This window comes from Octadecabacter arcticus 238 (assembly GCF_000155735.2).
Classification (GTDB): Bacteria; Pseudomonadota; Alphaproteobacteria; order Rhodobacterales; family Rhodobacteraceae; genus Octadecabacter; species Octadecabacter arcticus.
In genome coordinates, this window is record NC_020908.1 from 1,918,356 (window position 1) to 1,933,977 (window position 15,622).

15 protein-coding genes and 1 pseudogene are annotated in these 15,622 nt (G+C 51.4%); 11 read left to right on the forward strand and 5 right to left on the reverse strand.

Going from position 1 to position 15,622, the window contains the following annotated elements; genetic code table 11:
- Positions 1-175 precede the first annotated feature (175 nt).
- The gene (locus OA238_RS09985) at positions 176-538 is read right to left on the reverse strand and encodes a DoxX family protein (protein ID WP_015495062.1); all 363 of its coding nucleotides are present in this window, start codon (positions 536-538) and stop codon (positions 176-178) included.
- A gap of 108 nt (positions 539-646) precedes the next feature.
- Here OA238_RS09985 and OA238_RS09990 point away from each other — a divergent pair, with 108 nt between their 5' ends.
- Complete coding sequence (locus tag OA238_RS09990) at positions 647-1,528, forward strand: LysR family transcriptional regulator (protein WP_015495063.1); 882 nt, start codon at positions 647-649, stop codon at positions 1,526-1,528.
- Between the two features lie 285 nt (positions 1,529-1,813).
- Here the strand turns inward: OA238_RS09990 and OA238_RS09995 are convergent, their stop codons facing one another.
- Together OA238_RS09995 and OA238_RS10000 are read right to left on the reverse strand one after the other, a co-directional pair.
- Complete coding sequence (locus tag OA238_RS09995) at positions 1,814-3,673, reverse strand: ABC transporter ATP-binding protein (protein WP_015495064.1); 1,860 nt, start codon at positions 3,671-3,673, stop codon at positions 1,814-1,816.
- 203 nt (positions 3,674-3,876) lie between these two features.
- The gene (locus OA238_RS10000) at positions 3,877-4,266 is read right to left on the reverse strand and encodes a hypothetical protein (protein ID WP_245581486.1); all 390 of its coding nucleotides are present in this window, start codon (positions 4,264-4,266) and stop codon (positions 3,877-3,879) included.
- Here OA238_RS10000 and OA238_RS10005 point away from each other — a divergent pair.
- The gene (locus OA238_RS10005; protein WP_245581487.1) at positions 4,255-4,776 is read left to right on the forward strand and encodes a LysR substrate-binding domain-containing protein; all 522 of its coding nucleotides are present in this window, start codon (positions 4,255-4,257) and stop codon (positions 4,774-4,776) included. The genes OA238_RS10000 and OA238_RS10005 overlap by 12 nt on opposite strands.
- Positions 4,777-5,034: 258 nt before the next feature.
- Positions 5,035-5,607, forward strand: coding sequence for a hypothetical protein (locus tag OA238_RS10010; RefSeq protein WP_015495067.1), 573 nt, complete (start codon positions 5,035-5,037; stop codon positions 5,605-5,607).
- Here OA238_RS10010 and OA238_RS10015 read toward each other — a convergent pair.
- Positions 5,535-6,664, reverse strand: a protein-coding gene (locus tag OA238_RS10015; protein WP_085982731.1) for an IS3 family transposase whose coding sequence is annotated in 2 segments (ribosomal slippage) — positions 5,535-6,418 and positions 6,418-6,664 — 1,131 coding nt in all. Because the reading frame shifts where the segments join, the coding sequence is not laid out codon by codon here. The genes OA238_RS10010 and OA238_RS10015 overlap by 73 nt on opposite strands.
- Before the next feature lie 219 nt (positions 6,665-6,883).
- Between OA238_RS10015 and OA238_RS10025 the strand changes: the two genes are divergently transcribed.
- The 4 genes and pseudogenes from OA238_RS10025 to OA238_RS34985 all read left to right on the forward strand — a co-directional run bounded on the left by OA238_RS10025 (position 6,884) and on the right by OA238_RS34985 (position 10,425).
- On the forward strand, positions 6,884-7,285 hold the full coding sequence (locus tag OA238_RS10025; RefSeq protein ID WP_245581488.1) for a hypothetical protein: 402 nt from the start codon (positions 6,884-6,886) through the stop codon (positions 7,283-7,285).
- Positions 7,286-7,380: 95 nt separating this feature from the next.
- On the forward strand, positions 7,381-7,581 hold the full coding sequence (locus OA238_RS10030; protein ID WP_044036541.1) for a helix-turn-helix transcriptional regulator: 201 nt from the start codon (positions 7,381-7,383) through the stop codon (positions 7,579-7,581).
- On the forward strand, positions 7,581-9,341 hold the full coding sequence (locus tag OA238_RS10035; RefSeq protein ID WP_015495069.1) for a hypothetical protein: 1,761 nt from the start codon (positions 7,581-7,583) through the stop codon (positions 9,339-9,341). The genes OA238_RS10030 and OA238_RS10035 overlap by 1 nt, the downstream gene beginning before the upstream one ends.
- Before the next feature lie 654 nt (positions 9,342-9,995).
- Positions 9,996-10,425, forward strand: a pseudogene (locus OA238_RS34985) (hypothetical protein).
- A 57-nt stretch (positions 10,426-10,482) separates the two neighbouring features.
- Here OA238_RS34985 and OA238_RS10045 read toward each other — a convergent pair.
- The gene (locus OA238_RS10045; RefSeq protein ID WP_015495070.1) at positions 10,483-11,508 is read right to left on the reverse strand and encodes a LacI family DNA-binding transcriptional regulator; all 1,026 of its coding nucleotides are present in this window, start codon (positions 11,506-11,508) and stop codon (positions 10,483-10,485) included.
- Between the two features lie 219 nt (positions 11,509-11,727).
- Here OA238_RS10045 and OA238_RS10050 point away from each other — a divergent pair, with 219 nt between their 5' ends.
- From OA238_RS10050 to OA238_RS10065, 4 genes are all read left to right on the forward strand, one after another.
- Positions 11,728-12,708 (forward strand): sialic acid TRAP transporter substrate-binding protein SiaP, encoded by a 981-nt coding sequence (locus tag OA238_RS10050; RefSeq protein ID WP_015495071.1) that lies wholly within the window; start codon positions 11,728-11,730, stop codon positions 12,706-12,708.
- Positions 12,709-12,801: 93 nt separating this feature from the next.
- A complete protein-coding gene (locus OA238_RS10055; RefSeq protein WP_144055878.1) occupies positions 12,802-13,332 on the forward strand; it encodes a TRAP transporter small permease in 531 nt (176 codons plus the stop codon).
- Between the two features lie 4 nt (positions 13,333-13,336).
- A complete protein-coding gene (locus tag OA238_RS10060) occupies positions 13,337-14,611 on the forward strand; it encodes a TRAP transporter large permease (RefSeq protein ID WP_015495073.1) in 1,275 nt (424 codons plus the stop codon).
- 24 nt (positions 14,612-14,635) lie between these two features.
- The gene (locus OA238_RS10065; RefSeq protein ID WP_015495074.1) at positions 14,636-15,613 is read left to right on the forward strand and encodes a thiamine pyrophosphate-dependent dehydrogenase E1 component subunit alpha; all 978 of its coding nucleotides are present in this window, start codon (positions 14,636-14,638) and stop codon (positions 15,611-15,613) included.
- Positions 15,614-15,622: the final 9 nt, after the last annotated feature.

Consider the following 15,622-nt stretch of genomic DNA (forward strand, 5'->3'; position numbering starts at 1 on the left):
CTGTGCCTTCGAGGCTCAGACCTTGCGCGATGGAAGCTTGGGCCTATGCCAGCAAGCCTGCCATCCTCTGTGGCGCAGGCATAAAAGCCTGATGTTTGGTTTCAGGCAAAAACGCTGCAAAACAATCAACACCAATTTCCATGGTTATTCTAATCGTTTGAGGCTGGGGGGTTGCTTATGCACTGCGCCCCAATGTTTCGTTGATCTGGTCGCGGTGTAGATAGATCAAAACGGTGCAGATCAGGCCAAGGACAACGGCAGGTATGCCTTGTGCTGCGCCAAGAATAAACACGTGGGCCAAAACTGCGCCGAACATCGTGCCCCCCAGCACGGACGCGGCAAGAACCTGACGGCGCGGTAACCACAACAGCGCAGCGCCGCCAACTTCGATGATACCCGTCACGTAACGGAACCATTGTCCGACCCCGATGGCATCATAGGTCGCGACCATCATTTCAGCGCCTGCCAGTTTTGCGAAACCCGCACCAACAAATGCAAGTGTAAGAAGGGCGCGAAGGCCAATAGAGAGGTATTTCATTGTTTTTTCCTAAAGATGTTTGTTTTGTTGCAATTCAGATAGCTTGCTGCATAAAATGTCGCCATGCGCGATATTCAGCGCCTCATGCGCGAAAAGTGTACATAGATCATGGACAAGTGGACAGAATTGCGGACGGCCTATCAGGTTGCAAAACTTGGGACCGTCAGTGCGGCAGCACAGACGCTGCGCCTTCATCGTGCGACTATAAACCGCCACATTGACCTGCTTGAGGCTGAAATTGGTGGCAAGATCTTCATTCGCCACGCTCGCGGTTACACGCTGACTGAAATCGGACAAGACGTTTTGCGGGTGGCACAGAAAACCGAAGAACTGATTGATGATCTGGCAGGGCGCGTCCAAGGTGGAAAAACCCAGATCGAAGGCGAGATTAAGCTGACGACCCTTGCCCCTTTTGCCGCTTTTCTTATGGGCGCGATTGCGCAGTTTCGCGTTCAGAACCCGCAATGTCTGGTGCGCATCGATGTGGGCGAAGATCTGGCTAAGCTGGAATACGGTGAAGCGCATATCGCTTTGCGGGCGGGGGCCAAGCCTGATCATCCCGATTATGTTGTTACGCAATTCGGCGACGTCAGTTTTAACCTATATGCCCATGACAGCTACATCGCGCGTCATGGTCTGCCGGCTAATTTGGACGATTTTTCTGACCATACATTCGTCCTGCAGCAACTCCCGCATGACCGGCTGCCTTTTGGGTTGTGGATCAAAGATCATATCCGCCCTGAGATGGTTGCACTGTCATCACGCGACATCTGGGTCACTACGAAAGCGATTTTGGCTGGAATAGGTCTCGGATTTGTTAATGATGCCGAAGCGCAAACGCACGGCAATCTTCAGCGGGTCCTTCCGCCCAATCCGGATTGGAGCGCAACGGGATGGCTTGTGACCCACGTGGACTTGCACCGCACGGAAAAGGTGCAAGCCATGATGCGCTGCATCAGAGCGAGCAGAGCGTCTAATCCCGCGCAATGAGCGATTACGCCCAAGCACAGGCCGAGATATCGCTCGCCAGTAGGCACTGGCGTCAGGCACTGTCCATCGTCAAATTATGGGGATCTAATGGCTCTTTTTGAGAGTACATTGTCTACTCAGTCTTCCAAGTTGGGGCAAAATCGGACGTTGGCCCAACTGCAGCCCACGGCTACTTTTGTCCCGCACTGCCGACCTCTATGCGCAGCGCAGCGAATGGCGGGTGAGAGCCCTACTTACTTCTATGCCGTTTTGCTCGCTGAGTTAATGGGTCGAATTAGTACTACTTCAGACTATATCCATTTTCCGCGCCAGAAAGCCGCCTGATTGACGTGCCCAGAGGCGGGCGTAGAGGCCATCTTTTTCCAATAGGGCATCGTGCGTGCCTTGCTCGACGATGTGCCCAGTATCCATGACCACTATACGATCCATAGCTGCGATGGTGGACAGGCGGTGCGCGATGGCCAGAGTTGTTTTTCCAGCCATCAAGCGGTCCAGATTCTCTTGGATCGCGGCTTCAGCTTCACTATCAAGCGCGCTTGTGGCTTCGTCCAACACAAGGATTGGAGCGTCCTTGAGGAGTGCACGGGCTATGGTGACCCTTTGGCGTTGACCACCCGAGAGTTTAACGCCGCGGTCACCGACGAATGCGTCAAGGCCCACGCGGCCCCTGTCATCACGCAGATCGCGAATGAAGCCCATGGCTTGTGCGGCTTGCGCGGCGGCCTCGACTTCGGCGTCCGTGGCGTCGGGGCGACCATAGCGGATATTGTCACGGATGGACCGATGCAGCAGTCCGACATCCTGTGTCACCACACCGATCTGCCCTCGCAAGGAGGTCTGCGTGACATCGCGGACGTTCTGGCCGTCAACGGTCACACGACCGGACTCAACATCGCGCAACCGCATCAAGAGGGAGACGAGGGTCGATTTTCCTGCACCGGACAGACCGACCAAGGCGACTCTCTCGCCGGCGGCTATGGTGAGCGTTAGGTCACGCACGACTGCGTCTGTTTTTCCATATCCAAAAGTCACGTGATCGAACAGGATCTGACCAGTGGTCAAGTTCAGGTCGGGTGCATTCGTTGCGTCTATCAGAGTTGGTGGTGTGGTCATAATCGGCATGGCGTCTGCGATCATTCCATATGCTCGGCTGACCGACTGGCCCAACCCAATAAACATTCCTGATGAGGCCGACAGGGTGCGCGCGATGGTGGCGCCGGCAACAAAATCACCCAAGCTGACAAAACTGGAGATCAAACCCCACAGCCCCACTGCGAAGATAGACACAACCAGCGACACATTTAGCAGATGCACCAAGATATCCGTCGAAACATATGCGCGGTTCTCGCGATGTTGGGTGTCGATGGTCTCACCTATGACCTTTTGGATTGCACCTGCCTCACTGTCCTCGGCAGCAAAAAGTTTGACCATTGCGATGTTAGAATAAACATCTGTCATGGCACCTGTGGCTCGGCTGGTGGCGGCCGCCACTTTGCGGGACCGCGCCGCGTAGATTGGAACCGCAAACCATGCAAAAATAATGTTGAGCGCAATCCAGACCACAACCGGCAAGGCCATCATTGGCGATAAGGCCGCCAGTAATATAGCAGCGCCGCCAAAGGACACAACGACGCGTGGCACCATCTGCATGGCTATCATCATGGACCGCTGCACCGCGCTGGTGACCTGCCCAATGCGGCTGGCAACCTGACCCGCAAAAACGTCTTCAAAGAAAGCGACGTCCTGGCCTTCAACAGCTTTGTGGGCTTGCCACTGCATCGCGGCGGGCAACAAAACCTGCACCGTTTGGGCCATAAAGGCCCCGCGCACAAAGGTCACGACTGGGTCAACAACAGCGAACAGGAAGACCAAAGCGGCCAGTGTCCATATTTCGTTCGCAACAAATGAAGCTGCACCCTGCGCCGTGACACCGTCGACCACAAAGGCCAGTGCCCAGACCATCGCCAGTCCGATCCCCGCTGAGATTACTGACAGCCCGGCAACCGCAATCAAAACGTCACGAAAGAGCTGCGCAAAATGCCAGACTAAACTCCAAACCCCTGTTGCGGGCAGGGCGCGAAGGGGAAGGTTGAAAGGTTGGACAAGGGTCTCAAAGGGGCGGAAGATGCGGTCTGATATGTTCATAAGATATCACATAGGGCTAGAGCCTATGATCGACAACGTAACTTGAGTGGCCGAGGTTGGGTCATCGACGACCAAATCTTTCAGGTCCGCCTTATCCGACCATTCAAGCTCGGTTTTGGACCGATGGCTTCCGAGTTGGAGCCATCGGGAAGCATTTGAGTTGATGCCGAAATGTTAAATCTTTCATGCCAAAGTTTTGAGTTTCAAGCGGGTTGTTTGAGGAAATGACGCATAACGTCGCCGCGGAACATCATCAGCGTGACGATGGGGTTGAAAATCATGCCCAGTCCAATGGCTGTATAGATGACTGCGGACACCGAGCCTTTGATCATTTGGGGATAATGCATTTGTGTGGCCAGCCCATGAGAATAATCAAACGCACCAAGCGCGTTATAGACGATTAATCCGGCCCAGACTTTCGCACCGGTCTTGCGCCACAAAAGATAGATCATGACTGGAACTAAAATGCCGAGAATTGTGTCGCTGATCTTTTGCGCGTGGCGCATGCGACAGAGGAGCAGTTTGACCAACTGGCCGGACGAACGCGCAGCCGTTCCGCCCAAATTACTGGTGATCTCATTGTGACGGCCCACGAACGCACCGCCCCACTTCTGTTACCAGCGCTCCAGCGGTTCCAGAACGAAAACAAAAGTACCGTAATCAAGTTCATCGCGAGCGCGGCCCTGCTCAAACTGGAATATGGCGAGGCGCACGTCGCAATTCGGTCTGGATCCAAGCCAGATCAGCCAGACAACGTTGTTCAGCACTATCAGGACCTCAAGTTTGGTCTGTATGCGCATGCAAGCTATGTTGCGCGTTACGGCGTCCCACAGTCACGAGACGACTTTCGCAACCACCGGTTTGTCTGTTGGGAGCAAGACAAAACACCGTTTCCGTTCACGGGATGGCTTAGGCAAAATGTGCCCGAGACAAGCAAAACACTGATCAGCGCAAACCAAGGCATTGCAGATCAAGTCTTATTTGCTGGAATGGGAATTGGATTTCACCCTGAGGTATACACGCAAAAAACGCGCCGATTTGGTCGAGGTGCTTGCGCCGCAACCAGATTGGGTGGTCCCGCTGTGGCTCGTGACGCACACTGATCTGCACCGTTCCGCTAAAGTTCAAGCACTGTTGAGTTTCATGAAGAACGACCGATTGTCGAGTTGAGACCGAAGCCTGTAAGCAGCCGTTGGTGTGCCTGAAGGGAAGGTGCTCTTTGTCGGCGAAGCAAATATTGGTTATTCCACAGCGAAGGTCTGTTTTGAACCCAACTGGCGGTCTGGAACCCGTCCGTCACTTGAAGCATTGCGCCCAGCCATGCAGGATGGCGGAGAAGAGTTTGATATAGGGATGCGCCGATGATCCTAATTCGACTAGACGGAGTGCTTGAGGAAACGGAAGATGACGTCGCACTGGTCCTGATCAAAACAGGTAGCGCTGAGCTGGTTTTGGACGAGCCGTCACCACCATTTGCGATCAACAAATTGCTCGAGGATCTGGCAGGCAACATTGACCGCCTCGGTCCATCTCGGACGGCACCCGATAAATTAAATAAAGTTCAAGAAGGACTGTTTAAAGGTCAGATTAAGCAGAACCTCGTGGCTGGCCGAACGGTATCTTGGCGGTCCCGTGCCAAGCTTGAAAAGGAGCTGCTTGATCGGCTCTTCCGTACGGATGACGGCACCAAAAATGTCTACGCCCAAGTAGAAGAAATTTGGAAGCATCGCTTGGATGCAATCAATCATACTGAGAGGCACCAACCTGCTCTTTTGGTGGAAGAGCGGTTGGAACGTGGGCTCGCTGAGGTTCGGCAGGGAAGATGGTCTTGTCCCGTTTGCGTTCCGGTCTCTCAACTCATTTATGCGGCCTTTCGCTCGAATGCCAAGGGGCTTTTGCCGCCTAATGATGAGTGGCGGCGGCGCGGGTTATAGAACCCATTGATATATTGGAAGATCGCGCCCTCGGCCTGACGGCGTGTGTCCCAACGATTGCGCCAGATCAGCTCAGCCTTGATGGATTTGAAGAACGTTTCAACCATGGAATTGTCATAGCAATTGCCCTTGCCGCTCATCGAGACCTTGAAGCCGTGCTTTTTCAGGCGCTTCTGATACGCGTTGGAACAATATTGCGAGCCGCGATCCGTATGGTGAATGCAGCATTCGGGCGGCTGGCGCAGTGCCACAGCCATGTCCAGCGCACGGATCGCGAGATCCTGTTTCATGCGGTTACTGACAGCCCAGCCGATGACGCGCCGGGAGTACAGATCAAGGATAACGGCCAAATAAAGCCACCCTTCACTGGTCCAGATATAGCTTATGTCACCGGCCCACTTCTGGTTCGGCCCATCCGCTGAGAAGTCCTGGTCCAGCAAGTTAGGCGCGATGTTGAACGTGTGATTGCTGTCCGTCGTTGCCTTATATTTCTGGGTTCTGATGGTCTTGATGCCATTCTCACGCATCAAACGGCCCACGCGACGGTGCCCAACCCGCAGCCCCAATTCCTGTAGCTCTTCGGTCATGCGGGGTCGCCCATAGCTTTGTAAACTGAGGCGATGTTGCTCACGGATGTGGGCCAAAAGCACCATATCATCACGTTGGCGCTGGCTCATCGGCCGCTTCCGCCAAGCGCGAAACCCACGCGATGTGACCTGCATAATCCGGCAGAGAAACTCTACTGACCAAACTTCTTTCCAGGCGTCGATAAAGGCGAACCTCACCGACTTTGGCCTGCAAAAAAGATCGCCGCTTTTTTTAGCACTTCCCTCTCCTCACGCACCAACCGGAGTTCTTTACGAAGACGGGTGTTCTCTTTCTCGACGTCATCGTGCGGCCCAGACATCAGATCCTCATGCTGATGTTTCTGAACCCACTTGTTTAGCGTCGAAAGGCCAACACCTAAATCTGATGAAACCTGCGGTCGCGTTAAACCGCTGCTGATCGCGATGCGTACTGCATCACGCCGAAACTCGTCTGTGTATCTCTTTGCCATTCCTTATCTCCTTCATAGCAAACATTGCTCGAAAGAGACCGGAACTAAACCGTGGCAAGACCAAGACTGCCCAAGGCGTACAAGCCAAATGCTTGGAGACGACGCTCAGAGCTCCCAGATTCGGGAGAGCCATGGCAATACAAGAATGTGGGTTCAGAGTGGGTGGGGTTCCAGCTCCGGTTTGGAAAGATTCTTGAAATTGTTGAGGAGACCAAGCGGTTGGCGTTCGAACAGGCACGTATTTTGGTCTCAGAGTTGCACAATGGAACCGAACGTCTCGTTGAGCCAGAAAGAGCATTCGAAGTACTCAATAAGCGCGCCAGAAAGCCGGAATTTGTCTTTTCTGCCGACCTCTCACTGATGTTCAACGATCACCGGGACAAAGGTGCGTTGATCACCAACGCGCGTTTGTGGATGGAGCGCGTTTCTGAAGCCCTGGAAGAGGAGGACAAGCTCGCCCGCAAAGAAGATATGATCATTGTGGCCGTCAAGCGCTTTGGAATGACGGAAACCGCTGCCCGCAAGGCCTATGGCAAGGCCGATGTACGCAACAAGGGCACAAAACGGAAACCAGGAGAGGCGTATATCAGCATCGAAAGGTTGAGAGAACTGATCCCCTAGCCGAAACAGGAGGGGGGTATCTATTCCCGCAGCTATTATCCGACTCGCCGAAATGCTGAACTTGGTCTGCATGCCATTACATGCGGAGTTAAAAAATGAGCAGCAAAACCAAAGACGATGAACGGCTTTTGAGCCGTGATGAGGTCGAAGAGCGCTTTGGCGTAACAAGGCGGTTTCTCGAGCAAAGTGCGATGAATGGGAAAGGCCCCAAGCTGATAAAGATTGGTCGGTCTGCCCGCTATCGTCCGTCCGACGTCAGGGCCTGGATCGCAGCTCACGAAGTGGGGCAATTGTGATGAGTGATCAAAGCGAGTCCCCAGCGGACAACGGTGTTCGCACTTCGATTGACAACACGCCATCCAATGCCGTGCCTACTGACGTCGTGATGGAACTAGCGACTTGTCCCATTACCCCACTTGGTCAAAAAGGCGGAAACTACTTCTTTATTTCAGCCAGCGGCGAGCTTCGTTGTATGAAGGCCGAGGCGTTAGAGGCAGGGCGAGGCGTTCGAGCTTTGCTGAGTGGCTACAGCACTGCGATCGACGCGTGGTGCCTCAAAAACTTTCCACAGAAAGACGGCTGTTGGTCACCACGTATGGCTGGTCAATGGATCATAGATCAATGCAACGGGATAGGTGTTTTTGATCCAGATTCCGCAGATATTAGGGCCGTTGGTGTCTGGAGGGACGACGACGGGAAAGCGATCGCACATTGTGGGAACCAACTTGTTGAACCTGGAGGGCGGTCCTTAGCTCCTGCTGAGCATAGGGGAAAGTGTATCATGATCGGCGCCCCGCCGATTGCCCCACCGGACAACACGTTCATTAATCCAGAGGAAGTCGAGTTTCTTCTTTCGGAATTGAAGGCATTGTGGGGATGGAAGCGGGATGTTGATGCAGACATCTTCCTCGGATGGGTCGCGGCAGCGATCCTAGGTGGGTTCCCTGCTTGGCGGTCACATCTCTACGTCTATGGCAGCCGCGGAAGCGGAAAGTCGAAGCTAATGGAGGTTGCCGCAGGCATGCTGGGAGAGTTTGGGGGCAGTGTTCTAAACGACGCGACAGAAGCTGGGATTAGACAATCTCGCAATAACCAAGCCCGTCCAATTCTAATCGATGAATTTGAGCCAGACCAAAGCGTGCGTAACGGATCAAAGCAAGACGGCATGTTTGCCCTGTTTCGCCGCATGTCTGGGGGAGAGGGTGGTCGCGTTTCGCGCGGCGGCTCCGATCATTCCGCGGTCTCATTTCGGACTCTTGGTGCAGCATATGTAACGTCGATAAATCACATTCAGCTTGAGCCACAAGACCGATCGCGGTTTGTGATGATAGACTTGGGACAATTACCTATCACGTCAGATCCTCTAAAAATGATGTCAAGGTTGGAGGTATTTGAGAAATCCATCCGGGCGATCTCACAACGCCTGAGAGGCCGTATCCTCGCCCAGAGTGAGCGTTGGGATGAGTCCCACGCAGTCATTGCTGCAGCAGCCCGTTCGGAAGGAGCAGATGCGAGGCAAGCTGACACTGCGGCAACGATCCTTGCTGGACGTGACTTGGCCCTATTTGAGGGCGATATTGACCAGAAGAGATTGCGGGCCCTGCAACCGATCCTAATGGAGTTGATGCGCGATGCTGAGGATTCAGGTGTGAGTTCCGAGGGTGATGATGCGTTGGATTTTTTGCTAAGTCATTCTCCCAAATTGGACCATTCCGTGAATCGGACAATCCGCGATCTATTGATTGGGGTGATTGAGCAAACACTGGTCAAAGATGTTGAAGATCCAGATGCCGCACTTGGCCGGTTGGGTGTCTACGCGTTGCCCGCAAAAAGAGCTGTAGCAGTTCGAGTTGGTCGGCACTCGCCGGTTAGTTCTATCTACGCAAATACGAAGTGGCAAAGTGGAGCGCATGCCTCTGCGCTCGTAAAATTGGAGGGCGTCAGCCGCCCCCCAAGTGCAATTCGGCTTAAACGAAACCACCAGCACCGAGTAATCCTTATCTCGTATGACCTGATATTGAATAATTCTAGCGAAAGTGACGACGAATTCTATTGAGTGTCGCAGCAAATGTCCCAAGTAATGGGCTGATTATTATAGGAAGTTTTGTGATGGGACAGCCGGGACCGTTCTTAGATTTATGCAGACCCCTATGATCTTGTCTTTCCCCTCCACCAATACTCTTTCTCTATTGGTAGTAAATGTAGAGGCAGAGATTAAGGGAATGGTTTCATAAGGGTAGGTGGGACAGTCAGCTGTCCCACCTCGGTCCCAAAGTCCCAGCGCTGTTGGATGTCCAAAGGAGCAACGCCACTTCTGGTTGAGTCTCGTGCCCCCAATTTAGGATCAGGATGACTGATGCAATCCCCCATTTGGGTCCTTTCCGGGCCTTTCCCTCACAGGGGAAATGCGCACCCCATTACGTGTGACAGACGGAAATTTCATAAGCTTGTGATTTGGGTTCTTGTTGTTGTTATTGCGCACTGTGTTGAATCAGCCCACCAAACTGTTATCACTAACCTACAAATTTTTGCCCATTACAAAGAGTTGAATCCCAAGTTATGACTGCTGTTGGAATTCTCATCGAGATGAAACGAGACACTGAGTTTCGAGGTATTTTGTCGATATGAGTGACTTCACGTTCAATCAGATTTTGGACCGGCGTGGCGTCAATTTGGATAGCTGTCGCATTGTCCGGCACGATACGCGGGGATTACAAGCTTGGCGCCATTCGCGAGGCCGTGTCGAGAGCTTTTTTGCCTTTCAGAGGACGTCATGATGTATGTTCGGTTTCCGCTTGCAATCAGGAATGTCGAGGACCTTCTGCACGAACGCGGTATCGACATCAGCCTTGAAACGGCTCAATTTTTGGTGGAACAGATTTGGCCCGCTGTTTGCCGCAGAGATCCGCGATAAAAGGGTCAGCCAGATGCGCGCATCTTTAAATTCACACCAGCCAACTAGACGAAGAGAGCGGGCCATGTTTCGATTTAGGCGGATGCGAACTTTACAGAAATTCGCCTCCGACCACGCCTCATTCCACAAACATTTCAACGCGGAGCGCCGTCTTTACAGCCGATCAAATTTCAAGTTGAACCGTGCTACCGCTCTTACCGAGTGGCGCGGCCTCTGCGCAGCCTAAGAGATTGAGGTTGCTGGAGAACTGAGACTAATTCGCATTTGTCTGACAGCACCAATTTTAATGTTGGCTTCCGCAGCTCTCACGGATTGAGATGTATGGCACTAGCTTTTTTTGTATTGGAGGAGCTTTCGGGTTTGTGAGACGATTAAAAAGAACATCTACAGCTTCCCGTCCAATTACTTGCGCGTTATTTGTGACGGTGGTTAGCGGGGGTGACGAAACTTGGGCCTCATCGGTGTCATCAATCCCAACTACCGCCACATCACGGCCTACTTCCAACCCAAGTTCCGACAATGCGCTCATTGCTCCAAATGCGACTAGGTCGTTGAAGCAAGCGATGGCGGTGGGGCGAGGAGTGCCCGAGTCCCAAAGGCTCTTTATTGCGAAGTGGCTCTCTAACCGCTTTGATGGTCCATCAATCCATGCTTCACGGCCAGGATTATATCCTGCATCTGTCATTGCTGAAACGAAGCCTTGGTAGCGTCCATCGGCCGTTGTGGTTCCAACTTTACCACCTAACATCAGGATGTTCTTATGCCCCAGTTTTAGAAGATGTGTAGTAGCCAAATTCATACATTCCTGATCATTGTTAATGACATAATCCAAGCTCGTACCCAGAATCGAACGTACGATTAGAACCACCGCACTATCACTCTGTCGAAAGGCCTCGAGATCAGCATCGGTCGTTCCAAGAGCGGGAGACAGGATAACCCCATCTGCACCATGCTCCATAAGCGTTGTTACAAATCTACGCTGGTTCTTCATGCAATCGTTATGGTTGTTGATAAAAATTGCGTCCCCCCTGTCCGCCAATTGGCCCTCCATTGTTGCCAGCATTTCGGCAAAGAATGGGTGAACGATATCATGAAAGCCAACGCCAATAATTCGAGTACGCCCTGTGCGAAGGGCCGTGGCCGCGCGGTTCTGAATGTAGCCAGCTTCACGAACGTATGCTTGCACACGTTCACGGGTACTACTTTGAATAAGTGGGCTTTCACGCAATGCGAGTGAAACAGTCGCAATTGAAACACCAAGAGCCTTGGCAATAACCTTCTGCGTCAGTTTTTTTCTCTTTGTGATCATTGTCAACTTATTGGCCTACAGTCATGGTTTGTATAGTGAAAAGTAAAAAATGACATATTTTTATTGATCTGGCCAAACAGGGATCTAAACACGTAAATCCCTTATTTAATCGTTTGAAAAAATTTGTTGACATGAGCCAGGGCTCCCTTCACACAGCAAGAAGTCTGCATGTGAAAGGCAGTAGGCCTTTTGCAGATGACAAATTTAAGGGAGGATAAGATGGTTAATTTTACTAAAGTTAGTGGTGCGCTAGCGGGTAGCGTGATGGCAATTATCGGCGCAACTGCAGCAACCGCTCAGACTGAGTTGAAGTGGGGGCACGTGTATGAGTCACAGTCGCCATATCATCAATGGGCCGAATGGGCCGCCGAAAGCTTTGAGGAGCGGACGGAAGGGCGTTATCAAATCGAAGTTTTCCCAGCTTCATCTCTAGGAAAGCAAACTGATTTGGCTGAAGGTTTAAGCCTTGGCACTGTAGATATAATCTATGATGGTCAGTTCTTCGCTGGTCGTCGGTATGGTCCAATCGCCATTGGCAGTGCCCCGTTTATGTTCCGTGATTACGCTCACTGGCAATCATATCGCGCTTCAGAGCTGTTTCAGGATCTCTCCTCAGGTTATACTGAGGCTACCGGAGACGACATTGCTGGGCTTGTCTATTATGGACAGCGACACATGACCTCCAATGTTGAGATCTTGACCCCTGAGGATATGGAAGGATTGAAGATACGCGTGCCTAATGCGTCACTCTACAAAATGTTCCCTGAAGCAGTTGGTGCAAACGCTACACCCATGGCTTTTTCTGAAGTTTATCTAGCTCTGCAGCAAGGTGTTGTAGATGCTCAGGAAAATCCGCTTCCTACGATCCAGTTCAAGAGGTTTCATGAAGTTCAAGATTATATTACTTTGACAGGACATATAACTGACTCACTCCTGACGATTGTGGCTGACAGGTTGTCGGACAGTCTTTCGAATGAGGATTATGCGACGCTTATGGAGGTTCTTGAAGAAGCCGCTAATGGTGCGTCTAACGACATCCGAGTGGCGGAACTTGAGCTCGTCGATTGGTTCCGTGAGCAAGGTACGACCGTGAATGAAGTGAACCGGGACCTGTTTCGCGAAGCAGTTGTCAATGAGCTGAACGGCGACGAGGCGACCTGGGATCGCGAGACGTTTGACCGGCTTCAGGCTTTGAACTGATTTAGCGTTTTGACGGGTGCCATGCTATTTTGGTGCCCGTCTATTCTTTTGGACTCGATGAAAGTTCAATGACCTCGATTCAGGATAAGAATTATGCACCTTAAAGGTTCTGTGATTGTAGATAGAGCACGGCGTATGCGAATTCCGCCTCTCGATTCAGCTTTGGTATTTTTGATTTTTTGGCTGTTATCTGGAATTGTTTTTCTTCAATTTTTTACTCGATATGTTTTAAACGATTCTATCGGTTGGACAGAAGAAATCGCCCGCTACTTACTCATTTTAGTGACCTTTCTTGGGTCGGCTATTGCTGTGAGACGAAATACGCATATTTCGGTGGAGTTTTTCTATCGCTATTTACCCAAACATTTGGCGCGCCTGCTCTCTGCTGTAGTCGATTTTTTGCGAATTTCACTTTTGGGAATCATGACAGTTTTGTGCATACAGCTTTCAAATAATACACAACAGATGATGACTTCTATAGATGTCTCGAAATCTGTTCTCTACGGGTTCGTCGCAGGATGTTTTTGTTTGATGACATTATACTCAATAATTGCTGCTTGGCGGCATGTTTTGGAAGGCAAATTAGACGTGGCACCTGACGTGCCCGCCAGCTGGGAAGAGTGACGCTATGCTTGTATTATTTGGAACTCTCGCGTTACTTCTTGTGATAGGCTTACCAGTGGCTCTGGCCTTGGCTGGGGCGTCGCTTTTATTTTTATTGTTGGAAAGCTCCATCCCGCCAGTTGTTGTTTTGCATCGGATGATCAATGGCGTAGATAGCTTCACACTCCTCGCTGTTCCTTTCTTTATTTTAGCTGGTAGCTTGATGAACCATGCTGGCATAACTGATCGAATATTTGCATTCGCAAAGTCGCTTGTTGGTTGGATGAGAGGTGGTCTTGGTCACGTTAATATTGGTGCGTCAGTCCTTTTCGCTGGTATGTCAGGTGCTGCCGTGGCCGATGCGGGCGGTCTTGGAATGATCGAAATTAAGGCTATGAAAGAAGGCGGCTATGATGCTGATTTTGCCGTCGGTGTAACTGCAGCGTCATCCACAATTGGACCACTTATTCCACCATCTTTACCTTTGGTAGTCTACGGAGTCGTTTCATCAACTTCGATAGGGCAGCTTTTTGCCGCCGGCTTGGTGCCTGGTCTGATAATGGCGATTGCTTTGATGTTGATGGTCTCTTGGTATGCCTATGTGCGTGGTTATGGACGAGATTCAAGCTTTGCATGGGTTGTTCTTTGGCATACATTTAAGCGGGCTTTTCTGTCGCTTCTAACTCCAATCATTATTGTTGGTGGAATCTTGGCAGGCCTCTTTACCCCGACAGAAGCTGCCATTGCTGCTTGTGCCTATGCACTATTTTTGGGCGTATTTGTATATCGGACGCTTAACTTCCGTAAGATCAGAGCAATCTCAATGGACACAATCGAAACCACTGCAATCGTGCTATTGATTGTTGCTGCGGCGTCTATATTTTCATGGATACTGACTACGAGCCGCGTAACAGAAACTGTGGCAGAATTAATTTTGGGTCACACCCAAAATGTTGTTCTGGTTTTACTACTGATCAATATTTTACTTTTAATTGTTGGGTTTTTTATGGAGCCTGTCGCAGCTATTACCATTTTAACGCCAGTCCTGCTGCCGCTCGTGGTCGAACTTGGTGTGGACCCAGTACATTTTGGTATAATGATGGTTCTCAATCTAATGCTTGGCTTGTTAACGCCGCCCGTTGGAATGGTTCTTTATGTGCTGGCACGCGTTGCTGACATTAAGTTTGAAAGCGCTGCGAGTGCGACCGCGCCATTTCTTATTCCGCTCGGCATTGTGCTCCTACTTATTACTTATGTTCCGGCTCTATCGATGTGGCTCCCAACGTTGCTGTATAGATAACCTCTGAATAACGGATTTTTCAAAATGACAAAAAAGACATCAAACACCGAAGAATACCTGCGCATGTACAGCCAGATGGTCAGGATTCGCACGTTTGAGGATAACGCCAACCAACTTTATCTGTCCGCGAAGATGCCCGGATTGACGCATATGTATTCCGGCCAAGAAGCTGTTGCCGTTGGCATCTGCGAAGCCCTGAAAAAAACCGACAAAATTACGTCGACGCACCGTGGCCACGGACACTGTGTCGCCAAAGGCGCGAACTTCAAAGAGATGTTCTGCGAGTTGTTGGGCAAAGAAGAAGGCTATTGTCGCGGCAAAGGCGGATCGATGCACATCGCAGATCAGTCCAACGGCAATCTTGGCGCCAATGCGATTGTCGGCGGGTCCATGGGCATCGCCACTGGCTCAGCGTTCACGGCAAAAATGCTCGGCAAAGATGACGTTACCGTCTGTTTCTTTGGCGATGGCGCGACGGCACAAGGGATTTTGTACGAGGTCATGAATATGGCCGCGCTTTGGAACCTGCCCGTCATCTATGCCTGCGAAAACAATGGCTACTCAGAATACACCAAGACCGCTGAAATCGCGGCAGGGTCGATCACAGCCCGTGCAGAGGCTTTTGGTATCGAGGCTTTCACCGTCGATGGGCAGGATGTCCTTGCTGTGAATGAACTGACCGAAAAGCTGGTCGCGCGGTCGCGCAAAGGCGAAGGCCCGTTCTTCATTGAATTGATGACATATCGCTATCACGGCCACCATGTTGGCGACATTAATCGCGAATATTATCGTTCGAAAGACGAAGAAAAACTGTGGAAAACCGAACGTGACCCGATCACAAAGTTCGCCACTTGGTTGACCAAAGAAGGCATTGCCAGCGACGCCGATCTGGCGGCGATTACGGCGGAGATTTCGGCCGATGCCGCCGCCGCAGTCGAATACGCGCTTGCTGCAAAATACCCTGACATATCTGAAGTCGACCAGCACGTTTTCGTGGCTTGAGGAGAAATA